Below are 21,997 nucleotides of genomic sequence, written 5' to 3'. Positions count from 1 at the left end.
TCACAATGTTTTAGCCCTAAACGGCGGAATGATGCGGGTTCAGGAGATATGGGATTTCCTTCAAGCTCATGATCTCTAATAAAAATATGGAGGGATTCAGATGTCGGTGCTAGAAAAAGATGTTCAAAACATGCAATCAGGCTGGAGAGGTTTCAAGCAAGGAAAATGGACGAAAGCAGTAAACGTAAATGACTTTATCGAGAGCAATATCAGTCCATACCAAGGCAACGAGGATTTCCTGGCAGGCCCTACGAACAACACCACGGAGCTCTGGAAGATCGTATCCGAGCTTACCAAAAAAGAACGGGAAAACGGCGGAGTGCTGGATGTTGATGTAAATACGCCTTCGACCATTACTTCCCATCAGCCTGGTTATCTGGACAAGGACAAAGAACAAATCGTGGGTGTTCAAACTGACGCTCCGTTCAAACGTTCCATCCAGCCATTCGGCGGCATTCGCATGATGATTGATGCATGCGAGGCTTACGGCTTCGAGCTTCCTGAAGAATTAATCAAAATTTTTACAGATATTCGTAAAACGCATAACCAAGGCGTATTCGATGCATATACATCAGACATGCGGGCTGCACGCAGAGCGGGTATTATCACCGGTCTTCCTGATGCTTACGGCCGCGGCCGGATCATTGGCGACTACCGCCGCGTATCCCTTTACGGCATAGACTTCCTGGTTCAAGAGAAGAAACAGGAACTAATGAATCTTGAAGTGGACGTCATTGATGAAGATGTCATCCGTCTGCGCGAAGAGCTATCCGAGCAAATTCGTGCGCTGGGTGAGCTGAAGAAAATGGCAGCTATGCACGGTTATGATATTTCCAAACCTGCTCAAAACGCCAAAGAAGCATTCCAATGGCTCTACTTCGGTTATCTGGCAGCCATCAAGGAACAAAATGGCGCAGCGATGTCGCTTGGACGTGTATCTTCGTTCCTCGATATCTATATTGAACGCGATTTGGCGGAAGGTAATCTGACGGAAGAGCAAGCACAAGAGCTCGTGGACCATTTTGTCATGAAGCTCAGAATCGTTAAATTCCTGCGTACGCCGGACTATAACGATCTATTCAGCGGTGACCCTACCTGGGTTACGGAATCGATTGGCGGTATGTCTGCAAACGGACAAACCCGCGTAACGAAAAACAGCTTCCGTTTCCTGCATACACTCTACAACCTGGGTGCAGCTCCGGAACCTAACCTGACGGTGCTTTGGTCAGAACAGCTGCCTGAAGCCTTCAAAAAATATTGCTCGAAAGTATCGATCGAGACCAGCTCGATCCAATACGAGAATGACGACCTGATGCGTCCGATTTACGGCGATGATTACGGTATTGCCTGCTGCGTATCGGCGATGCGGATCGGCAAGCAAATGCAGTTCTTCGGAGCCCGCGCGAACCTGGCGAAATGCCTGCTGTACGCGATCAATGGTGGTGTCGACGAGAAGTCCGGTGCACAGGTAGGCCCGGAATATCCAGCTATCAAAGCGGAAGTATTGGAATATGATGAAGTTATCAAACGTTTTAAACCGATGATGGAATGGCTTGCCAAGCTGTATATGAATACATTGAATGTAATTCACTATATGCATGACAAATATTCTTACGAACGCATTGAAATGGCACTCCACGACCGTGATATTTTGCGGACCATGGCATGTGGTATCGCTGGTTTGTCCGTGGCAGCCGATTCGCTGAGTGCGATCAAGCATGCCAAGGTTAAACCGATCCGTAATGAACAAGGCATCGCGGTGGATTTTGAAATCGAAGGCGAGTTCCCTTGCTACGGCAACAACGATGATCGCGTAGACAGCATCGCCGTTGAGCTGGTTGAAACCTTCATGGGCATGATCCGCAAGAATAAAGCTTACCGCAACGCCTTGCCAACCCAATCGATCTTGACGATCACCTCCAACGTGGTATATGGCAAGAAAACAGGTACTACGCCGGATGGACGCAAGGCAGGAGAACCGTTTGCTCCTGGCGCCAACCCAATGCATGGACGTGACAAGAAGGGAGCGCTCGCTTCTCTCAGCTCGGTAGCCAAACTTCCTTATGAGGAGAGCCTTGACGGCATTTCGAACACCTTCTCGATCGTTCCTAAAGCGCTCGGCAAGGAGCCTGAGATCCGCAAATCGAATCTGGTTGCCATGCTGGACGGCTATTTTGGAAGCAAGGCGCATCATCTGAACGTTAACGTATTTGACCGTGAACAGCTGATCGACGCAATGGAGCATCCGGAAAACTATCCGCAGTTGACCATTCGTGTATCGGGTTATGCCGTTAACTTTGTGAAGCTGACCCGTGAACAGCAGCTGGATGTCATTAACCGTACATTCCACGGTTCGATGTAAAGGTAAAAGAATCACAAGTTAAACTGAAATAATTCAAAGAGAAGCGGATGCGGAAAGGGTGACTTCATATGATCAAGGGACATATCCATTCCATGGAGACCTTTGGCACAGTAGACGGACCGGGCATCCGCTTTGTCCTTTTTATGCAAGGCTGCTTGCTGAAGTGCCAGTACTGCCATAACCCAGACACATGGGCACTGGATGAGGGCAAAGAAATGACGACCCAGGAAGTATTAGCCGAAATTGAGCCTTATTTGAATTACTACCGTTCTTCGGGCGGTGGGCTGACGGTTTCCGGTGGCGAGCCTACGCTGCAATCTCATTTTGTTGCAGAGCTGTTCACGGAAGTGAAGAAGCGCTGGAACCTGCATACGACCCTCGATAGCAACGGCTTTAATGAGGCGGAGCGGATTCATCAGCTGCTTGAAGTAACGGACCTCGTCCTGCTCGACATCAAGCATATTGATGACGAAAAGCATCTTAAGCTGACAGGCAAGTCCAACGAACGGACGCTGCGTACGGCGCAATGGTTATCCGAGCATGGACGCAAAATGTGGATCCGGCACGTCTATGTGCCTGGCATTCACGATCAGGAAGAGGATCTGATTAATCTCGGCAGATTTATCGGAACCCTGAATGGGGTGGAGAAATTCGAGATTCTTCCTTACCATCAGATGGGCATATACAAATGGGAAGCGCTGGGTAGAGAATATCCACTGCAGGGCGTCCCAAGTCCTACTGAAGAAGAAGTACAACGGGCTTACCGTTTAATAGAAGAAGGACGTAAACAAACCGCTGCTGAATGATAAAATCAAAAACCAGCAAGAGCTCTTTCCGGATTCTGGAGAGAGCTCTTTTTAGTATAAGGAAGCGAGAATATGCCAAGGAAGGCAAGCTTCCGGTAAATGTTGATGAACAAGGCACGGGAAGAAAAAACTAACGTCAGGGTGATTGAGCCATTCTTTTTTCAATAGAAAGCAACTTTTTAGCAAAATTAGCGTCTAATACTATGTCTATTTGCGGGCGAGATATAAAAATGGGAGCAAAAAGGAGTCTGTACATGAATTTCAAAAAATTAACAATGATTGCTGTGTTAGCTGTAGCACAGACTGCGCTCGTCATTCCACCTGTCGGGGCGGAAGGTATGGGTGCGGTTCAGCCTGAAACTGTTCAAGGCGTCAACATGAATGCGGTTAACAGCGCGGAGAACACGCCAAATGGGCAATCAGGCAACACGGCAGGCATTGCTGGAAATTCCACGGATGGTAATACTAAAAACACAACCACTGGGGATGGCCAGAACATCACAAGCGGAACAAACGGAGACAAGGGTACGTTGAATACGGACAACTCCGGTAACAAAGATGGCAGTACGCCACCGAGCACGTCCTCTCAGAATGGCGATCAGGGAACTGCAAACGGTACCGATACCACAGGTGACGGCAGTTCGGCCGGAGGAGAGACCGGTCAAACGGGAACAACACCGGGAACAACAACCGACACTGGGAACGGTTCCACAACAGATACAGGTACAGTAACTGTAACGCCAACGGCTCAAACAGGTTCGAATGATCTAATCCTGATGATGAACAGCAACAAAATGTATCAAAACGGCAAGCTCTATCTGGCTGCCCAACCCATGGCTGTAAAAAATGGTGTTTCTTATGTATCGATTCGTGCCATGGTGGAACGTGTGGGACTGAGCCTAACGTATGACAACAAAACCAAGGAAACGATCATTTACAAGGACGGCAATGAGCTTCGCTTCAAAACGAACAGCAGTGTCTACCGTGTGAATGGCGTTTCAAAACCGATGAAGGGGCCGTCTTATCAGCAAAACAATGTGTTTATGGTTCCTTTGACATCAATCACTCAAGCGCTGGGCATTCCATATACGGTGGATCAAGCCAACAAAAGAGTGATTCTGTCTCTTTCAACCAAACCGGTAGCTGCTTTTACCGTACAGCCTAAAGAAATTTTTGCCGGTGATACCGTCACGTATACGACCCAATCGAAAGCTTCGAATGGTTTGCAAATTGTTGATGAGCGTTGGGAAGGCAAGCAGGATGTTTTCCAAGAGCCCGGAACTTATAAAGTTACGCATTATGTGAAGGATTCCAGCGGTCAATGGAGTGATCCGTATACCGTAACCGTCAACGTTCTGAAGCCAAACGAACCGCCAGTGGCTAACTTTACAACTGACAAAGACGAATATAAGATGGGTGAATTGGTTAAAATCACGGATCTGAGTACCGATGATGAAAATGCGATTGTGGACCGCCAGTGGATGAACGATCGCAAGGCGTTCTTTACTCCAGGCCCTGTGACGATCCGCCTGGTTGTTACTGATAAGCATGGTGCAGTTAGCGAATACCAAAAGACCATTAACATTTCGAACGAAACGCTGTATACCGAAGATGAATTCAACAAGCTGTATACTCCGGTAGGCGATAAATATACTTTTGAAGGCGGCAAGGTACCTACATGGCAGAGCGTACCGTTCACTTATACCTCTGAGCCGGCAACACTGATCCGCAGCAACAGCCCGGAAACCGTATATTCGGAAGGATTGTTGTATCGTGAAACGGCGCTGGGTAATACACGCTTCATGATTCACCACGTGAATTCGACTGGAAAAAATATGAAGCTATATGTGATCGCCACGAATACGTACACGGACACCCCGGCGCAAATTACGATTTCAAACTTCGGAATGGGAGGTCCTAATCCATATCCAACATTGACCGGTAAAGTATCCAATGATCGCTATTTCCAATCGATACAAAATCCATCGGACACTCAGGTGATCAATCTGGCTCCAGGAGAGAGCAAAGTGATCATGACAGATATCAGTAAAATCAAGATGAAGCAGGGAGATACGATTTCGGCTCTTGCGGATGCGTTCAGTGATTATCCGATTCAATACAGCTTTATCATGATCGATGAAAACAAAGATCCGCTTCAATCCTTGCCATATCTGACGAATCTCGAACGTGATGTTCACAATCGGGGAACCTACCCGGATTCCATCCGTAATATCCGTTATGATGAGCCTGTCGGTACCTCGCCTGTTCGTCTGGTTCTCGGTGACAACAATCAGGATCCGAACCTGAAAGGGATCGACGGCATTTATGGAACGGAAGTTTCAAATGCAGGTAACTTTGGCGTTTTGTACAAAGTGACATTAAGCCATGTCGCTCCGCATACCCTGATTACGATGAACCCTCGTGGTGGTCTATACACCGGAGTATTCATAGTAAACGGTCAAATCGTTCAGGTTGCGAACAATGCATCTGTAAACGCGCCAAATGAAGCCTGCGTATTGTATCGTACAGGTAATTATGAAGAAAATGTGGAGATTATGTATACTCCTTCACCGGGAAGTAACCTTCCGATCAATTTGCTGTTGATGCCTTTGCCACAGGAAAAACAGTCTTAATTGTAAGAGGTTATCCGAATAGGGTTATCATTTTATTTGACATGAATAAGAAGCTGCTCCAACGTCCAATGATGGATGTTAGGGGCAGTTTCTTTTTTGAAGATATGCCCTGCCCAGTTCCCTCTTGCTTCATTGACTGTCATATCGTTTTGAGGCATTATTAGATGTAGAGGTATCAGGAAGCTGCAAAATTCGATTGTTTATGAATATGTAGCACATCTTGATAAATTGAACTGAAATTGGAAGGTAATTCTTTAGTTCAAATTATCATGACTAACGCTTTGCGTTGAAATAACGGGAGGATGAGCGTTATGCTTTCGACAGAACAGATTATTGACGCTATGTCGGAACAGGGACTGCGCATAACCGACCAGCGGAAGACGCTCGCCAGATTATTTGGTGAACATTCGGGGTATTTGTCGGCCAAGGATGTTTATGAGTATATGTGCAAAAAATACAGCGGTCTCAGCTTTGACACGGTATACCGGAATCTGCGGGTCATGCAGGAGCTTGGGGTGCTTGAACAGGTTGTGTTTGAGGACGGAATGAAATTCAAGGCGAGCTGCAGCGAAGACCATCATCATCACCATATGATCTGCCTGCAGTGCCAACGAACTTATCCGATTCAGTTTTGCCCGGTTCATCTGGCCGATGCGCCTGAACACTTCCAGGTTGTGACGCATAAATTCGAAGTATTCGGTTATTGTAAGGACTGCCAGCAGTTCGCTGCGGATGAGGAGCAGCAGGCTTCCTCCAAAGTCGGCAAGGGACGATAAAATGAGAATTGCACGAAAAGCCGTTAAAGGGCCAATTATTTTCTACCGCAAATACATTTCGCCGCTGAAGCCGCCGACATGTCGGTTCTATCCAACCTGCTCCGCCTATGCTCTGGAAGCGGTTGAAGTACATGGGGCTTTGAAAGGGTCGTGGCTGGCCGTCAAACGGATTGCAAAGTGCCAGCCTTTTCACCCGGGTGGTGTGGATCTCGTTCCGCCCCGCAAGGAGAAAAAAGCGATCAAAACTTAAGGGCGGCAGCAGCCGTCTGACTTGACTTCAGATTCAGTAATTCAGTATATTAAGGAATATATGACATTTCCGACGAACGGATGAGTAGAAGAACAGAAGCTTAGCTCAGAGAGCCGGTCATAGCTGCGAGCCGGTCTAAGTGGTTCATCGAATATGGTCCCGGAGGAACTGCTTTCGAGCGGACAGCGGAGAAATTCTGCTGCGTAAGGGAGCGGCGTGTTCCAGCGTTAATGGACGGTATCCGGCATTGTGCCGGGAACCGGTTGAGCCTGCCTTCCGGGAGGAAGCAGGGAAATTGGGTGGTAACACGTGAGAGAACTCTCGTCCCATTGCGGGGCGGGATTTTTTTGTGTTCAAAATGAAGATTTCAGGAGGATGAACAGACGTATGTCCGAAAAAAAGACGTTTTATCTAACAACACCAATCTATTATCCAAGTGACAAATTGCATATTGGCCATGCCTACACGACGGTTGCTGGCGATGCAATGGTCCGTTACAAGAAGCTCCGTGGCTATGATGTCCGTTATCTGACAGGAACGGATGAGCATGGTCAAAAGATCGAACGCAAGGCTGCTGAAGCTGGCAAAACGCCGCAGCAGTTCGTCGATGACATTGTGGCCGGCATCAAGGAATTGTGGAGAAAACTCGACATTTCCAATGATGACTTCATCCGTACCACCGAGCCTCGCCATACCAAAGTCGTTCAGGAAGTGTTCGAACGCCTGCTCGCACAAGGAGATATCTACAAGGGCGAATATGAAGGCTGGTATTGTACACCGGATGAATCCTTCTTCCTTGAAAGACAGCTCGTTAACGGGAATTGTCCTGACTGCGGTCGTCCGGTGGAGCGCGTAAAAGAGGAAAGCTACTTCTTCCGCATGAGCAAATACGTGGACCGTCTGCTTCAATACTACGAAGACCATCCGGACTTTATTCAGCCGGTATCCCGCAAAAATGAAATGATCAACAACTTTATCAAACCAGGTCTTGAAGATTTGGCAGTATCCCGTACAACCTATGAATGGGGTGTCAAAGTCAAAAGCGATCCCAAGCATGTCGTTTATGTATGGATCGATGCATTGTTGAACTATATTACGGCACTCGGATACGGTTCGGAAGACACTTCGCTCTTCGAAAAATACTGGCCTGCCGACGTTCATCTGATGAGTAAGGAGATTGTCCGCTTCCATACTATCTACTGGCCGATTATTCTGATGGCGCTGGATCTGCCGCTGCCGAAGAAAGTCTTCGCGCACGGCTGGCTACTCATGAAGGACGGCAAGATGTCCAAGTCCAAAGGCAACGTCGTAGATCCGGTTACGCTTATTGACCGCTATGGTCTCGACACGCTGCGTTATTATCTGCTTCGCGAGGTGCCTTTTGGCGCGGACGGAACTTTTACGCCTGAGAGCTTTGTGGAGCGCGTCAATTCGGATCTGGCCAATGACCTCGGCAACCTGCTGAATCGTACGGTAGCAATGGTCGATAAGTATTTTGACGGACTTGTGCCTGCATATCAATCGGGTGTAACCGCATTTGATGCCGAGCTTGAAGAAGCGGCTAAAACCGTATATGCCAAGGTAGAGGAAGCCATGGAAAACATGGAATTCTCGGTTGCGCTCACAGCGATCAGCCAGTTCATCAGCCGGAGCAACAAATACATTGACGAGACCCAGCCATGGACACTCGCGAAGGACGAAGCGAAACACGAAGAGCTTGCTTCAGTGATGACGCATTTGGTAGAAAGTTTGCGCATCGCATCCATTTTGCTGCAGCCATTCCTGACTCAGGCCCCACGTAAAATCTGGGAGCAGCTTGGAATTCAAGAAGGAGAGCTGACCTCTTGGGACAGCGGTAAATCCTTCGGATTAATTCCTGCTGGAACGAAGCTGGTTAAAGGGAATCCGATCTTCCCTCGTCTTGAGGTTGACCCGGAGGTTGCATACATTAAGGAAGCCATGACCGGAGCCGCACCTGCCGCTAAGGCAGAAGAAGCGAAAACGGCAGAAGCAGCTGTTGCCGAAGCTCCTGAGCTGAAGGAAGAAATCGGTATCGAGGATTTTGCCAAGGTGGAGCTGCGCGTGGCACAAGTCATCGCCGCTGAGCCGGTGAAAAAAGCCGATAAGCTGCTGAAGCTGCAGCTAGATCTAGGCTTTGAGCAGCGCCAGGTTGTTTCCGGCATCGCTAAGTTCTACACACCGGAGGATATGGTGGGACGCAAAGTCATCTGTGTAACCAACCTGAAGCCTGTCAAGCTGCGTGGGGAGCTATCCCAAGGCATGATTCTCGCTGCCTCCCAAGGCGACCAGCTGACGCTGGCTACCGTGCCTGACAGCATGCCAAACGGAGCCATCGTGAAGTAATCAAAGCCTTCTTGGTCTGAACGGCAGAAAATATAGCAATAATAAGACGGAGTACCTTTTATACAAAGGTGTTCCGTCTTTTCTGTGTTGGAGAAATCGAATGAATGGGATGGAAGCTGTGTTATGCCTGTTTGCATGAGTTGTCTCTGTATGGTTGACAAATTTTCATAGCCCATCTTATAATTTATTAGTAACAATTACGATTAAGGTGGGTCATTAAACGGTGAAGATGAAATTAAGGATAAAAGCCGGAGCGATATTGTCTGTTGTTTTGCTCATGAGCCTATTGGCTACAGGCTGTGGTCCGCAGAGTCAGGGGAAGATAGTAGAAGGTAAGGTCAATGTGGTGACCACCTTTTATCCGATATATGAATTCGCCAAGGCGATCGGCGGTGAGGACGCCAATGTCATCAATCTGCTGCCCGCAGGTGTGGAGCCGCATGATTGGACTCCGCGGAGTCAGGATATTGTGAATACTTCCAAGGCGCAGCTCTTTTTCTATAATGGTGCCGGACTGGAAGGATGGGTTCCGCAGTTTCTGAAAGGACTCAACAAAGACACCAAGGTTAAGGCCTGTGAGGTCAGCAAGGGGGTTAAGCTGATTGAAGCGGATGGGGATTCAGAGCATCAACACGAAGGTGAAGGGCACAGGGATCAGCATCATGTGGATCCGCATACGTGGGTGAGTCCGAAATCGGCCATGATCATGGCGGAAAATATGAAAAACAGCTATATCGAGGTGGACCCTGCCCATAAGGATGGCTATACGCACCGTTACATGGAACTTCAGAAAAAGCTGGAGGATCTGGATAACGAATTTTCAACTACACTGAGCCAAATGCCTCGTAAGGAAATCGTCGTTTCCCATGAAGCTTTCGGATATCTGGCACGGGATTACGGTCTAACGCAGTATTCTATTATGGGGCTGTCCCCTGATGCGGAACCGCGGGCGCGTGATCTAATGCAGCTGTCTAATTTGGTGAAGGAAAAAGGTATTCATTATATCTTTTTTGAACAACTGGTGTCTGACCGTCTGGCCAAAACGCTGGCATCGGAGTCAGGTGCTGAGGTACTGGTTCTTAATCCTGTCGAGGGACTAACCGAGGATCAGATCAAGCACGGAGATGATTATTTCAGCCTGATGCGGAATAATTTGACGAACTTGGTTCTGGCGCTGCAAGAGTAACATTCATAATCGTATTTTAAATAGAGAGGTAGATGTCGCATGTATACACCGTTCAATGATGATTGCCATGAACCAGTAGTGGAACTGGAACATGTCTCGTTTTCCTATAGGGACCAGCAGGTCATCTCCGATCTGAGCTTTACCGTCAAGGAAAGAGATTTTGTGGGAATTATCGGCTCCAACGGTGCCGGAAAGTCTACGCTGATGCGGATGATCGTGGGACTCCTGCCTGCAGGGGCCGGAAGCATCAAGCTGTTTGGACAGCCTATTCGCAAATTCAAGGACTGGGAACGGATCGGATATGTACCGCAAAAAAATTCGTTTAATCCGCTGTTTCCAGCCACGGTCCGGGAAGTCGTGCTTTCGGGGCTGTATAATAATAAAAATCTGTTTCGTAGAGTAAGAAAAAGCCAGCAAACACAATGTGATGATGCTTTAGAGGTTATGGGAATCCAAGACATCGCAGGCAAAAGGATCGGGGAGCTCTCAGGCGGCCAGCAGCAGCGGGCTTTCTTGGCGAGAGCGATGATCAACCATCCTGATTTGCTCATTTTGGATGAGCCTACGGTCGGAATCGACGCCAAAACACAGGCGGATTTTTTTGAACTCATTACGCATATGCATGAGCATCATCATATGACGTTCCTGATGGTTTCTCATGATATGGGAATGGTCGAAAGCTATCTGGGCAAACATCCCAAACAGCAAAATGGAAATATAAACTTTTATGTAAGGCATTCACATGAAATTCAAAATTGCGAAGTGCGGGATCTGCAGCATTCGCTGACTTGATCTGTCACAGTTTCGGGAGAAGGAGTCGTTTTTATTGGCTATCGATATAATGCTTAGTGATTTTTTTCAGCGTGCACTGGCCGGCGGCATCCTGATCGGGATAACTGCGCCATTGATCGGCATTTTTCTGGTGCTGCGCAGGTTGTCCATGATTGGGGATACGCTGGCGCATGTGACTATTGCCGGTGTGGCGCTTGGTTTTTTGATTGGGGTATATCCGCTGGGCGTCGGGCTTGTCTTTGCGGTTTTGGCGTCGTTTGCGATTGAAAAGCTCCGGAAAGCTTATAAAAGCTATGCGGAGCTGTCCATTGCCATCATCATGTCCGGCGGAGTCGCGCTGGCTTCATTGTTCTTTACACTGGGTATGGGTTACAATACTGATGTGATGAGTTATCTGTTCGGAAGCATTTATACGCTGGATACAAAGGATTTGTACGTGGTAGGGGCTGTGACGCTAGTTGTCATCGTGGTCGTTGCGCTCTTTTTCAAAGAATTCTTTCTGCTCAGCTTTGAGGAAGATGCCGCAAGCGTAAACGGACTGCCAGTTCGTATGCTCAATATGCTGATTACTGTATTAACCGCGCTTGTAATCAGTACAGCGATCAAGATCGTGGGTGCGCTGCTCGTGTCAGCGCTGCTTACCATTCCGGTCGCCATTAGTCTGCTGATTGCACGAAGCTTCAAATCTTCCGTCATATTATCGGTGGTCATTTCTGAAATCGCTGTGATCATCGGGCTCGTCATCGCCGGCATCTGGAATTTGGCGCCAGGAGCAACTATCGTACTTCTTTTGATTGCACTTCTGATTCTGACCATGGCCGGTAAAAAAGGATTTTCGAATTAGATTATAGGGGGTGCGGCCTTGTCCAATCTGAATGTTTGGATTGCTTTTCTAGCCGGACTGGCTTCCTTTATCTCTCCTTGCTGTTTGCCATTATATCCGTCTTACTTATCCTACATTACTGGCATGTCGGTTCAACAGCTGAAAACGGAGCAGAATAAAAAAGAAGTCCGTTTCCGGACCATGACGCATACGCTGGCGTTTATTTTAGGATTTTCAGCGGTATTTTACACCCTTGGTGTGGGTGCGGGCCTATTTAGTAATTTCTTTAATAATAATCGGGATTTAATCCGCCAGCTGTCTGCCATTCTGATTATTCTCATGGGATTGTTCCTGTTGGGCATATTCCAACCCAAGTTTCTGATGCGTGATTTCAAAATGGATTTTAAATTCAAGCCTGCTGGCTACATAGGATCTTTTATTTTTGGTATCGGATTCTCCGCCGGCTGGTCTCCGTGTGTTGGGCCGATATTGGCATCGATTATCGCTTTGGCGGCAACGGAACCGGGTGCATGGTTTCCACTAATTACGGCGTATACGCTCGGGTTTGCCATTCCATTTTTCGTGCTGGCGTTCTTTATCGGTTCAACGAAGTGGATCGTGAAGTATTCTGGGATACTGATGAAAATCGGCGGAGCTTTGATGCTGTTGATGGGAATTCTGCTGTTTACGAATCAAATGACCAAAATTACGATTTGGCTGCAGGCCATTACGCCTGAATGGTTGAAATTTTAGATGATGTAATCGATATTAGCCAATGAAAATGCCCAAAAATCCGCTCTGTGATCCATTCGCGCAGGGCGGTTTGCTGTTATTTCACCCATTCCATCATTTTTTTTCTTTGGAATAGTAGAGCGTATCCGGTTTAAAAATAAACAAGGTCCGGCACAAACACCTGGCTCGGTCTCGCAGAGTTAACTGCAGCTTTTTCTTTCCTATTTATTATGTGTGGCGGATTGTGCACCGGTTATGGGAAAGGAAGGTTTCCCGGCAGGACTTGCCAAGTCCTCTTGGAAACATGTATCATTACAAGAGCAGGTATTTTGGTTCCATGATTCATGCTTAAAAAGAGAAAAGAGGGAAGAAGATGCCAACGCCCAGCATGGAGGATTATTTGGAGCGGATCTACAAGCTGATTGACGAAAAAGGATATGCTCGTGTCTCGGATATTGCCGAAGGCTTGGAGGTTCATCCTTCATCGGTTACCAAAATGATTCAAAAACTGGACAAGGACGAGTACCTTATTTATGAGAAGTACCGCGGTCTTGTTCTCACCAGTAAAGGCAAAAAAATGGGTAAACGTTTGGTAGACCGCCACAAGCTGCTTGAAGAATTTTTGACGATGATTGGCGTGTCTGATGAGCATATCTACACGGATGTTGAAGGAATTGAGCATCACTTGAGCTGGGATTCCATCACGCACATTGAAACGCTTGTAGAGTTTTTCCGCCGGGATGAGAAGCGTCTTCAAGATTTGCGGAATATTCACAATGAACTAGTGGGCGATTCGTAAAACAGGCATCTGTCCCTTCCAAGAGACGGATGCCTCTTCGTTTCTCAAGAGGAAAGGCTTGTAAGACCCTATGCGGCATAACCGCAGGCCCTAACTTAGGCTGCGGTTCTCTATGCCTGCAAATCTATCATTTTTGGAGGATTCATAGAATGAGGTTTTGGAAGTTTCACAAATGGATGACCCTGGCACTCGTGTTCCTGTTGCTTTTACCTGTTACCAGTCGTTCTGTTCAAGCGGAAACTTCGAAGCAATCCATCACCATAACCTTGGATGGAAATCAGATTAACACGGATGTTGCTCCCTATATCATACCTAAGGTAAACGTCACCATGGTACCGCTTCGCGTGATCAGTGAAGGTATTGGAGCATCGGTCGATTGGCAGCAAGCGACGAAAACCGTCAATATTGCCCACGACGGCACATCCATGTCGCTGACAAACGGTAAAAAAACAGCACTGGTGAACGGCAGTTCTGTGAATTTGGATGCAACGGTACAGATCACAAACGGCAGAGTGATGGTTCCGATTCGATTCATAAGTGAAAATCTGGGAATGCAGGTGCTGTGGAACCAGCAAGCCAAAAGCATTGCATTACTGTCGGACTCTTACATACCAGATCCGAAGCAGCCGCAAGGGTTGCATGGTGCATGGATCTCTACCGTTACCAACCTGGATTGGCCGTCCGCGAAAGCCGTGGGAAACATAGATAAGCAGAAGCAGGAGTTCACCACTATGCTGGATAAGCTGAAGGCGATGGGAATAAACGCCGTATTCGTTCAAGTACGTCCTGCAGGTGATGCATTCTATCCATCGGATCTGGTCCCATGGTCCAAGTATTTGACAGGCACACAAGGTAAAGATCCGGGTTATGATCCACTGGAGTTCATGATTGAAGAGACTCACAAGAGAGGCATGCAGTTCCATGCCTGGTTTAACCCGTTCCGGGCAAGCATGGATACGGATAAATCAAAGCTCGCTGCAAATTCGGTCGTTAATGAACACCCTGATTGGATTGTACCGGTTAATAACCAGCTGATTATTAATCCGGGGATTCCGGAGGCACGCCAGCATATCATCGATGTCATCATGGAAGTTGTTAAAAAATACGACATTGATGGTGTTCACTTGGATGATTACTTCTATCCATATAGCGGAACCTTTAATGATGACAGTACCTATAAAACCTACAACACTGCCGGTCTTTCAAAAGCCGATTGGCGTAGAGATAATGTGAACAAGTTCGTGCAGCAGCTTGGCAAATCGATTCATGCGGCTAAGCCTTCAGTGCAGTTCGGCATCAGCCCGTTCGGCGTATGGCGCAACAAATCTACGGATCCGACGGGTTCAGACACGAGAGCAGGTGTGACAGCCTATGATACCAACTACGCGGATGTAAGAACATGGATACAGAACCGCTGGGTTGATTACGTGGCTCCACAAATTTATTGGAGCATGTCCTTTAAAGCCGCACAATACGACAAGCTCGTCGATTGGTGGGCTGCTGAAGTTGCAGGCACAGGCGTAGACCTTTACATCGGCCAAGCTGCATACAAGCTAGGTACGACGGAAGTAGGATGGCAAAGCTCGCAGGAGATCATCAACCAGCTGAAATACAATGAAAAATACCCGGACATTAAAGGTAATATCTTTTTTAGAGCGACGAACCTGATTAATAATCCACTCGGACTTATTCCGGCACTTACCGCATATTATCAGCAATAAATACAATTATAACGAGTCATGAATCGACTCCCGTTCTCATACATTATTTTGAGTAGATGAGGACGGGGGTTTTTTGTATGCTCATCAATGCGGTTTTTGAGGGCGGCGGCGTTAAAGGGATCTCGCTTGCGGGTGCGGTAAAGTCGGCCGAGGAATCGGGAGTGGTTTTTAACAGAGTTGCAGGAACCTCATCAGGGTCTATCGTCGCCGCGCTGCTTGCTGCAGGGTTCTCGGCGGACGAAATGAGTGAAATTGTCAGAACAACGCCGTTTACTTCCTTTCTCCATAGGGCACCTATATTTAATGTTAAAATTATTGGACCGGCGGTGCGGCTTTTTATCAAAAAAGGATTGTATTCAGGTGAAGCGCTGGAATTATGGATTCATAATATTCTAAGAAGCAAAGGCATCCGCACATTTTCGGACATCACGCCCGGAAAGCTGATGATTATCGCTTCTGACATCACGAACGGCAAGATCCTTGTACTTCCGGATGATTTGATCAAGCTGGGCATTAATCCGGCAGCCTTTGCAGTTTCCAAGGCGATCCGCATGAGCACAAGTATTCCTTATTTTTTTGATCCGGTCATATTAAGAATGTGTGGAGCGGCCGCACGTGGAAAGTCCTTCAAAGATCAATTTGTTTATGTCGTGGATGGTGGACTGCTCAGCAATTTTCCTTTATGGCTGTTTGACGATACAGCTGCGGAGGCTATTCCAGGCCATAAGGCAATACAGACCATCGGATTCCAGATGGTAGGGCGCAGCTCGGGAAGTCCCCATGTGATTAGAGGGCACATCAGCATGCTGCAAGCCATGTTTGAAACCATGCTGTCTGCCCATGACGAACGTTATATTGAAAAGGTGAACCTGTTCAGAACGATTAAAATTCCGACACTGGGTATCGGAACGACGCAGTTTCATATCACGCCGGAGAAAAGTAAGGAGCTGTATGAATCAGGGGTTCAGGCAGGGAGGAAATTTTTTGCGAGATTTAAAGTATGAATATAAAAGGCGTTTATCTCTTCCGGATGGAAGGAATAAACGCCTTTTATATTCGTTGTAATTTAATGATATTTCGGCTGCTGGTCATCATTTTTTCCTTTGGAGCCTTCAATGACCTGAAAGGGATAACGTTTCCGCTTTCCTGCTGATTGCGGCCGTTTGGCCGCGGCTACCTTTTCCATGGTGCGTGCTGAAGGTTTAACTTTCACCTTAGGCTTCTTGGTGTAGCGTGAGGCTGAATATTTGTAAAGCCCCAGAATCACGCCAAACACAAGAATTGGAACAATCAAACTAACGAGACGTGCGAAATGGTTAAACATAACATCGTCTATAACCCCAAGCACGGCAAGCACCATTGTAATCCAAAAGATCAGAGCATGCCTTATCATCATAACCTCATCCTTTCAGGGGATCCAAGACTCCAGTTCTGACAGGCTCATTAGAGGCAGGCGCATTTTCCATCTGCGCGTCAAGTTCAAGCATACGCTTAAAGGAGGCAATTGATACTTCCACCTGATCATCACTAGGTTCTTTGGTAGTCAATTTCTGCAGCCAAAGCCCCGGATAACCGAGATAGCGAAGGACAGGAACCTCTCTGAGAGCGTTGGTTAGTTTCAAGAACTCAAATGAAATGGCGAGCACGACGGGGATCAGAATAATCCGCTGAAGCACACGCTGAGTCATATCATCCCAAGGGACAAAGGAATAGATGATGACGCCCAGCACAATCGAAAGCATCATGAAGCTGCTTCCGCAGCGGTAATGGAGACGGCTGTGCTTTTGTACGTTTGCGACCGTTAATTCGTCACCGGCTTCAAAGGTGCTGATTACCTTATGCTCCGCACCATGATACTGAAATAACCGTTTAATGACGGATGTTTGGGATATGGCCCATAAATAGACTAAAAGCACCAGGAGTTTGATGACTCCTTCAATAAAATTATGAACAATGTAGTTGTCAAACTTTTCTCCGAAGAGAAAATTTTCTATAAATACGGGCAGAAGCGTCAGCACGAGCTTACCGAACAAGAAGGAGAGAACGCCCACGGCGGCAACGCCGATAATCATGCTGAGGCTCCACTTGGATTCCTCTTTCTCTTTCAACTTTTCGCGCTCTTCGGGTTCAAGCGAATCGTCCGCGTAAGCATCAGCCGAATAGTTCAAATGCTTCGCTCCCTTGGCGCTCGAATCTATAATACTGACAATGCCCCGCAGTAAAGGTACCTTGCGCAGCTTGCGAATCCAATTCTTATCCTTCTTTGGCACTTCCAAAAATGTAATTTCCTGATTCTTCCTGCGTACGGCTGTCACATTGACATATTTGCCGCCAAACATAACGCCTTCAATAACAGCTTGGCCGCCGTAGCTGACAGTTTTTGATTCTTGCGACAACCAGTTCACCTTCCCTGAAATAATGTGTTTTGAATAATTATATTGTATCTAATTTCCGGTTCAATTTCTAGTTGGTTTAGCTGTGGACGAAATGTACATACTAAGGAAAACAAAAGGAGACTTCAGAAAATGACAACACAGGCCGCTGTTGCTCGTCAAAAGTCCCAGCAAGGACATACGAATCCGCTTGCATTTGCGCTTGAACTCGGATTTTTTGCAGGATTGTTCTGGGGGTTCATTCACTGGGTTTTCTATACGTTTCATTTCACGAAGGTCATTCCGGGGTATCTCGGAGAACCTTTTTTCAATCATTCGTTTTTAAAAAGCGGAGCCGGGCAGCTTGCAGGCTGGCTGCTTTTTATCGCTTTCTCGACGATCGCATCCATAATATACGTGTTCCTGTTCCGGAAAAAGAAAGGTCCTTGGCCGGGAATCCTGTACGGGTTAGTTTGGTGGTGCATCATTTTCGTCATCATCGGTCCGCCACTTCATATGATGAAGCCGATTGGTCAGCTCGATTGGAATAGCATTGTCAGCGAATTCTGCTTGTATATTCTCTGGGGATTGTTTATCGGATACACCGTCTCCGTCGAATTTAACGATGAGCGTTTGCGTGAACCGAATCAAGCAAAGGCCTGAAGCGCGCAAAAAAACTTCTCAAGTGGACATCCCCTATGTTAAAATAGCAGATGGTTATTTTACGATAAGGGTGGGACTGCCATTTTGAGAACCATATGGGTGATCAACGGACCGAACCTGAATCTGCTCGGGCTTCGGGAGCCCGGTGTATACGGCTCTCAAAGCATGCAGGCAATTGAGGAAGGCTTGCTTCAAAAGGCTGAAGCTTTGGGTGTATCTGTTACATTTTATCAATCCAATCATGAAGGCGACATTATCGACCGGATCCATGGCGCACTTGGCCATGCCGACGGTATTGTACTGAATCCTGGCGCGCTCACTCACTATAGCTATGCAGTGCGGGATGCGATCAGCTCTGTCCGGATACCAACGGTCGAAGTGCACTTATCCAACATCCATGCACGGGAGGAGTTCCGTCATACATCGGTCATTGCTCCGGTAGCTGTTGGACAAATTGCAGGATTCGGTGCCGTCAGCTATGAGCTGGGATTGATTGCCCTGCTTCGCCACTTGGAAAGTCAGGGACAATAGGTCGCTGCCTCTTCCGGATGAAGCTGTGAAGAGAGAGGAGACGTTAAGCTATGAGCAACCATCGTGTACTTAAATTGCGTGAAGCGATGCAGCAAAAAAATGTGGAGGCACTTTTCGTAACAAGTGCGATCAACCGCCGATATCTGACCGGATTTACAGGCTCTTCAGGTTATGTGCTGGTTACCATGAACGACGCATATTTGCTGACCGACTTCCGCTATATGACCCAGGCGCCGCAGCAGGCGAAGGATTTCAAGGTTGTCGAGCATGCACAGCGGTTTACGGATACAGTGAAGGAACTGCTGGCGTCTGCCAATATCAGCAAGGTTGCATTTGAACAGGATCATGTATCTTTCGCAGCTTACAGCGCTTATGCTGAACAGCTTAAGCCAGTCGAGCTGGTACCGGTATCGGGACTTGTAGAGCAGCTGCGTATCTTTAAAGATGCAGAAGAATTGAAAATCATGCAAAGAGCTGCAGATCTGGCCGATGATACTTTCAGACATATTCTCGGCTTTGTTAAGACGGGCATGACCGAACGTGAAGTCGATCTGGAGATGGAATTCTATATGCGCCACCACGGTGCCACTTGCTCCTCATTTGACACCATTGTCGCCTCGGGCGAACGTTCCGCTATGCCGCATGGCGTGGCTAGTGAACGCGTTATTGTGGGCAATGAGCTCATTACTTTTGACTTTGGTGCCTTGCTTGACGGCTACTGCTCTGACCTGACCCGCACCATAGCCATTGGTGAGCCTGATGCCAAGCTGAAAGAAATTTACGACATTGTTCTTGAGGCCCAGTTACATACTCTTGAGAACATTATGCCGGGTATGACTGGCCGTGAAGCTGATGCATTGGCACGGGACATTATTACGAAGTACGGATATGGTGACATGTTCGGCCACAGCACAGGACATGGTCTTGGCATGGAAGTACATGAAAATCCGCGTCTCTCCAAGCTGAGCGATGATATTCTGCAGCCTGGAATGGTTGTAACCGTAGAGCCCGGTATTTACATTCCTGGCCTTGGCGGTGTACGTATTGAAGATGATATTGTGATCACGGAGACGGGAAATGCTGTATTGACGCATTCGTCGAAGGAATTTACCGTATTGCCGGTGTAGTTAACGCAATATATATTTTATTTTTAGGAGGCATTTTTGTGATTTCAGTAAACGATTTTAAAACAGGATTGACGGTAGAAGTGGAAGGCGATATTTTTACCGTTCTTGATTTCCAACACGTAAAACCAGGTAAAGGTGCTGCATTCGTGCGCTCCAAGCTGAAAAACCTTCGTAACGGCAATACCGTTGAACGTACGTTCCGTGCTGGTGAAACTATCGGCCGTGCGATCATCGAAAACCGCGGTGTTTCTTACCTTTATGCTAGCGGCCAAGAGCATACGTTCATGGATAACGAAACCTATGACCAGTTCACTCTGGACAGCGATCAGCTGGAATGGGAGCTTAACTTCCTGAAAGAAAACATGAACGTAAACATTGTCAGCTACCAAGGCGAAATCCTGGGTATCAACCTTCCAACCAGCGTTGAGCTGAAAGTAGTTGAAACCGAGCCTGGAATCAAAGGCAACACGGCAACAGGCGCTACCAAAAATGCGAAGGTTGAAACCGGCCTGAACGTTCAGGTTCCACTGTTCATCAATGAAGACGATGTACTCCTGATCGATACTCGTGAAGGAAAATACATCTCCCGCGCATAGTTTTTTCCTCAGGAAAGAAGCACTGTGAACTTTCGTATTCCCCTCACGGACAAGTGAGGGGAATTTTTTTAAGTAAGAAAATCCCCTGATATACATAGCCTCAGCTCAAAAAAAGTCTACCTCTCCGGTGGGCTTTCGTATTATACTAGTTTAAAGCGTAAAAATAGTCATTTGCATATTGAGTGGGGAGTGAATCGAAGTTGTCACTGTACGTCATGAAATTCGGAGGCAGCTCTGTTGGAGATACGGAGCGCATGAAGCGCGTCGCCAGACGCATCGTTGAAAAGCAGGATGAAGGACATCAATGTGTTGTGGTAGTTTCCGCGATGGGAGACACTACGGACGATCTGATCGATCAGGCGAAGCTTCTGAACCCGGAGCCTCCGGCACGGGAAATGGATATGTTGATGACGACAGGGGAGCAGATTTCAATGTCTCTGTTGTCCATGGCCATTCACCAGCTGGGGCGCAGTGCCGTTTCGCTGACCGGATGGCAGGCTGGATTCCGTACAGAGCCTGTGCATGGCAAAGCACGCATTACCGATATTTTACCTGAGCGTGTTCAGTCCGCCCTGAAGGACAATCAAATCGTCATTGTGGCCGGCTTCCAGGGTATGACCGAGGATGGAGAAATAACGACCTTTGGACGCGGGGGATCGGATACGACAGCGGTTGCGCTCGCAGCAGCCATCCAGGCTGATGTCTGCGAGATTTATACGGACGTAGACGGTATTTATTCGACGGATCCGCGAATCGTGAAATGCGCCCGTAAGCTGACGGAAATTTCTTATGATGAAATGCTGGAATTGGCCAATTTGGGCGCAGCTGTCCTGCATCCGCGGGCAGTAGAATACGCCAAGCACCACAAGGTGCATCTGGTTGTCAGATCCAGCTTCAACTATAACGAAGGTACATCGGTTAAGGAGGAAACAAGCGTGGAACAGGGAGTAGTAGTAAGCGGCATCGCATATGATAAAAATGTGGCAAGAATCAGTATTCTTGGTGTAGAGGATATTCCGGGCGTTCTGGCTCAGGTATTTGGTGCACTCGCCGAGGCTTCAGTCAACGTAGATATTATCGTACAGAGCGGCGTGCAGGACGGCAAGGCGGATTTCTCCTTTACGACATCCTTATCCGAGAGCGAGCAAGCGCTTCAGGTCATTCATGGTCTGAAGTCCAAACTCCCGTATCGTGATGTAACTTCCGAAACCAACCTGGTGAAGGTTTCCATTGTCGGAGCCGGCATGATCAGCCATCCGGGTGTTGCCGCTCAAATGTTCGATGTGATTTCCAAACAGGGCGTCAGCATTAAAATGGTCAGCACATCAGAGATCAAAACTTCCTGCGTGATTGAAAACGGCAATTTTGAACAAGTGGTCAAAGCATTGCACACCGCCTATAACCTGGACACCGATGCTCACGTTTTTGTTGGCGGACCGCAGGATAGACGCTAATTTCTTTTAG

The 21,997-nt window shown here is 47.5% G+C and carries 20 protein-coding genes; 18 read left to right on the top strand and 2 right to left on the bottom strand.

What is annotated here, in order from left to right; genetic code table 11:
- The first annotated feature begins 100 nt into the window (after positions 1–100).
- The 13 genes from pflB (at position 101) to MUG84_RS05530 (ending at position 16,248) form a co-directional block, all read left to right on the top strand.
- Positions 101–2,362, top strand: a complete 2,262-nt coding sequence (gene pflB, locus MUG84_RS05590; RefSeq protein WP_280521196.1) for a formate C-acetyltransferase — start codon at positions 101–103, stop codon at positions 2,360–2,362.
- A 68-nt stretch (positions 2,363–2,430) separates the two neighbouring features.
- Positions 2,431–3,168, top strand: a complete 738-nt coding sequence (gene pflA, locus MUG84_RS05585; RefSeq protein ID WP_244721573.1) for a pyruvate formate-lyase-activating protein — start codon at positions 2,431–2,433, stop codon at positions 3,166–3,168.
- Positions 3,169–3,422: 254 nt separating this feature from the next.
- Positions 3,423–5,801 (top strand): stalk domain-containing protein, encoded by a 2,379-nt coding sequence (locus tag MUG84_RS05580; protein ID WP_244721572.1) that lies wholly within the window; start codon positions 3,423–3,425, stop codon positions 5,799–5,801.
- A 311-nt stretch (positions 5,802–6,112) separates the two neighbouring features.
- Positions 6,113–6,577, top strand: coding sequence for a Fur family transcriptional regulator (locus MUG84_RS05575; protein WP_244721571.1), 465 nt, complete (start codon positions 6,113–6,115; stop codon positions 6,575–6,577).
- A gap of 1 nt (position 6,578) precedes the next feature.
- Positions 6,579–6,827, top strand: a complete 249-nt coding sequence (gene yidD, locus MUG84_RS05570; protein WP_244721570.1) for a membrane protein insertion efficiency factor YidD — start codon at positions 6,579–6,581, stop codon at positions 6,825–6,827.
- 309 nt (positions 6,828–7,136) lie between these two features.
- The gene (gene metG / locus MUG84_RS05565; protein ID WP_342346095.1) at positions 7,137–9,191 is read left to right on the top strand and encodes a methionine--tRNA ligase; all 2,055 of its coding nucleotides are present in this window, start codon (positions 7,137–7,139) and stop codon (positions 9,189–9,191) included.
- Between the two features lie 229 nt (positions 9,192–9,420).
- Positions 9,421–10,377: a metal ABC transporter substrate-binding protein gene (locus tag MUG84_RS05560; protein WP_244723290.1), complete on the top strand. Its 957-nt coding sequence runs from the start codon at positions 9,421–9,423 to the stop codon at positions 10,375–10,377.
- Between the two features lie 39 nt (positions 10,378–10,416).
- Positions 10,417–11,169: a metal ABC transporter ATP-binding protein gene (locus MUG84_RS05555; protein ID WP_244721568.1), complete on the top strand. Its 753-nt coding sequence runs from the start codon at positions 10,417–10,419 to the stop codon at positions 11,167–11,169.
- 49 nt (positions 11,170–11,218) lie between these two features.
- Positions 11,219–12,013: a metal ABC transporter permease gene (locus MUG84_RS05550; RefSeq protein WP_280521222.1), complete on the top strand. Its 795-nt coding sequence runs from the start codon at positions 11,219–11,221 to the stop codon at positions 12,011–12,013.
- Between the two features lie 18 nt (positions 12,014–12,031).
- Positions 12,032–12,745 (top strand): cytochrome c biogenesis CcdA family protein, encoded by a 714-nt coding sequence (locus MUG84_RS05545; protein ID WP_244721559.1) that lies wholly within the window; start codon positions 12,032–12,034, stop codon positions 12,743–12,745.
- Between the two features lie 352 nt (positions 12,746–13,097).
- Positions 13,098–13,523, top strand: coding sequence for a transcriptional regulator MntR (gene mntR, locus MUG84_RS05540; protein ID WP_244721556.1), 426 nt, complete (start codon positions 13,098–13,100; stop codon positions 13,521–13,523).
- Positions 13,524–13,672: 149 nt separating this feature from the next.
- Entirely contained in the window at positions 13,673–15,244 is a 1,572-nt protein-coding gene (locus tag MUG84_RS05535; RefSeq protein WP_244721554.1) for a family 10 glycosylhydrolase, read from the top strand.
- A 77-nt stretch (positions 15,245–15,321) separates the two neighbouring features.
- A complete protein-coding gene (locus MUG84_RS05530; RefSeq protein ID WP_244721552.1) occupies positions 15,322–16,248 on the top strand; it encodes a patatin-like phospholipase family protein in 927 nt (308 codons plus the stop codon).
- A 62-nt stretch (positions 16,249–16,310) separates the two neighbouring features.
- On the opposite strand, the gene MUG84_RS05525 is transcribed toward MUG84_RS05530, so the two are convergent.
- Positions 16,311–16,640, bottom strand: coding sequence for a hypothetical protein (locus tag MUG84_RS05525; protein WP_342346094.1), 330 nt, complete (start codon positions 16,638–16,640; stop codon positions 16,311–16,313).
- A 4-nt stretch (positions 16,641–16,644) separates the two neighbouring features.
- A complete protein-coding gene (locus MUG84_RS05520; protein ID WP_244721550.1) occupies positions 16,645–17,640 on the bottom strand; it encodes a DUF1385 domain-containing protein in 996 nt (331 codons plus the stop codon).
- A gap of 129 nt (positions 17,641–17,769) precedes the next feature.
- Here MUG84_RS05520 and MUG84_RS05515 point away from each other — a divergent pair, with 129 nt between their 5' ends.
- The 5 genes from MUG84_RS05515 to MUG84_RS05495 all read left to right on the top strand — a co-directional run bounded on the left by MUG84_RS05515 (position 17,770) and on the right by MUG84_RS05495 (position 21,987).
- Positions 17,770–18,279 carry a YqhR family membrane protein gene (locus tag MUG84_RS05515; protein WP_244721548.1) on the top strand — a complete coding sequence of 170 codons (510 nt, stop codon included), beginning with the start codon at positions 17,770–17,772 and terminating at the stop codon, positions 18,277–18,279.
- Between the two features lie 84 nt (positions 18,280–18,363).
- A complete protein-coding gene (aroQ, locus tag MUG84_RS05510; protein WP_244721546.1) occupies positions 18,364–18,810 on the top strand; it encodes a type II 3-dehydroquinate dehydratase in 447 nt (148 codons plus the stop codon).
- 50 nt (positions 18,811–18,860) lie between these two features.
- On the top strand, positions 18,861–19,937 hold the full coding sequence (locus tag MUG84_RS05505; RefSeq protein ID WP_244721545.1) for a M24 family metallopeptidase: 1,077 nt from the start codon (positions 18,861–18,863) through the stop codon (positions 19,935–19,937).
- A 38-nt stretch (positions 19,938–19,975) separates the two neighbouring features.
- Complete coding sequence (efp, locus tag MUG84_RS05500; protein ID WP_244721543.1) at positions 19,976–20,533, top strand: elongation factor P; 558 nt, start codon at positions 19,976–19,978, stop codon at positions 20,531–20,533.
- 200 nt (positions 20,534–20,733) lie between these two features.
- On the top strand, positions 20,734–21,987 hold the full coding sequence (locus MUG84_RS05495) for an aspartate kinase (protein ID WP_244721541.1): 1,254 nt from the start codon (positions 20,734–20,736) through the stop codon (positions 21,985–21,987).
- The last annotated feature ends 10 nt before the right edge of the window (positions 21,988–21,997 follow it).

It is taken from the genome of Paenibacillus mangrovi, assembly GCF_022898935.1.
Taxonomy (GTDB): Bacteria; Bacillota; Bacilli; order Paenibacillales; family Paenibacillaceae; genus Paenibacillus_AQ; species Paenibacillus_AQ mangrovi.
The sequence above is the reverse complement of the archived record's forward strand: the minus strand, read 5'-3'. Positions and strand labels throughout refer to the sequence as shown.

What these genes read in the sequence shown, in the direction of transcription:
- MUG84_RS05550 (WP_280521222.1), top strand. Translation starts at nt 11,219, where the DNA reads ATGCTTAGTGATTTTTTTCAGCGTGCACTGGCCGGCGGCATCCTGATC.
- MUG84_RS05515 (WP_244721548.1), top strand. Translation starts at nt 17,770, where the DNA reads ATGACAACACAGGCCGCTGTTGCTCGTCAAAAGTCCCAGCAAGGACAT.
- MUG84_RS05535 (WP_244721554.1), top strand. Translation starts at nt 13,673, where the DNA reads ATGAGGTTTTGGAAGTTTCACAAATGGATGACCCTGGCACTCGTGTTC.
- MUG84_RS05580 (WP_244721572.1), top strand. Translation starts at nt 3,423, where the DNA reads ATGAATTTCAAAAAATTAACAATGATTGCTGTGTTAGCTGTAGCACAG.
- MUG84_RS05575 (WP_244721571.1), top strand. Translation starts at nt 6,113, where the DNA reads ATGCTTTCGACAGAACAGATTATTGACGCTATGTCGGAACAGGGACTG.
- MUG84_RS05560 (WP_244723290.1), top strand. Translation starts at nt 9,421, where the DNA reads ATGAAATTAAGGATAAAAGCCGGAGCGATATTGTCTGTTGTTTTGCTC.
- MUG84_RS05525 (WP_342346094.1), bottom strand. Translation starts at nt 16,640, where the DNA reads ATGATGATAAGGCATGCTCTGATCTTTTGGATTACAATGGTGCTTGCC.
- pflB (WP_280521196.1), top strand. Translation starts at nt 101, where the DNA reads ATGTCGGTGCTAGAAAAAGATGTTCAAAACATGCAATCAGGCTGGAGA.
- MUG84_RS05555 (WP_244721568.1), top strand. Translation starts at nt 10,417, where the DNA reads ATGTATACACCGTTCAATGATGATTGCCATGAACCAGTAGTGGAACTG.
- mntR (WP_244721556.1), top strand. Translation starts at nt 13,098, where the DNA reads ATGCCAACGCCCAGCATGGAGGATTATTTGGAGCGGATCTACAAGCTG.
- MUG84_RS05530 (WP_244721552.1), top strand. Translation starts at nt 15,322, where the DNA reads ATGCTCATCAATGCGGTTTTTGAGGGCGGCGGCGTTAAAGGGATCTCG.
- MUG84_RS05505 (WP_244721545.1), top strand. Translation starts at nt 18,861, where the DNA reads ATGAGCAACCATCGTGTACTTAAATTGCGTGAAGCGATGCAGCAAAAA.
- yidD (WP_244721570.1), top strand. Translation starts at nt 6,579, where the DNA reads ATGAGAATTGCACGAAAAGCCGTTAAAGGGCCAATTATTTTCTACCGC.
- pflA (WP_244721573.1), top strand. Translation starts at nt 2,431, where the DNA reads ATGATCAAGGGACATATCCATTCCATGGAGACCTTTGGCACAGTAGAC.